We start from the raw sequence: 516 nt of genomic DNA, 5'->3' as shown, positions 1-516 counted from the left end.
GGCGTTGACGGCCAACCGCAAGGAGGGCACCCGGCAGGGCGCCTCCACGCTGACCATGCAGTACGTGCGCAACGCGCTCGCCGGTGACCCCCGGCTGACCGAGCGGGAGCGGGCCGCGGCCACCGAGATCACCGCCGGTCGCAAGATCCGCGAGATGCGGTACGCGCTGACGCTTGAACGGCAGGTCGGCAAGGACGAGATTCTCGGGCGCTACCTGAACATCGCGTACTTCGGCGCCGGCGCGTATGGCATCGCCGCCGCCAGCAAGCGCTACTTCTCCACCACCCCGGACCGGCTCACGCTGGGGCAGGCCGCCCTGCTCGCTGGCCTGGTGCGGGCGCCGGACCACGACGACCCGATCAACGGCGACGCCGGCGCGGCCCTGGAGATCCTCATCGAGGTCGCCCGGGAGCGGAAGGAGCGGTTCTCCGTGCCGGACTGGTCCGTGTGGGTCAAGGACTGCGCCCAGCGCAAGGGCTCGATGCAGCGCAAGACGCACTTCACGCAGGTCCCGGT

Annotated in this window: 1 protein-coding gene; it reads left to right on the top strand. The window is 71.1% G+C overall.

The features are described from left to right. A partial coding sequence (locus SM447_RS30015) for a transglycosylase domain-containing protein (protein WP_474576229.1) occupies positions 1 to 516 on the top strand: 516 nt, incomplete at both ends.

It is taken from the genome of Micromonospora aridisoli (assembly GCF_056150025.1).
Note: the sequence above shows the minus strand (reverse complement) of the source record. Positions and strands in the feature narration are given on the sequence as shown.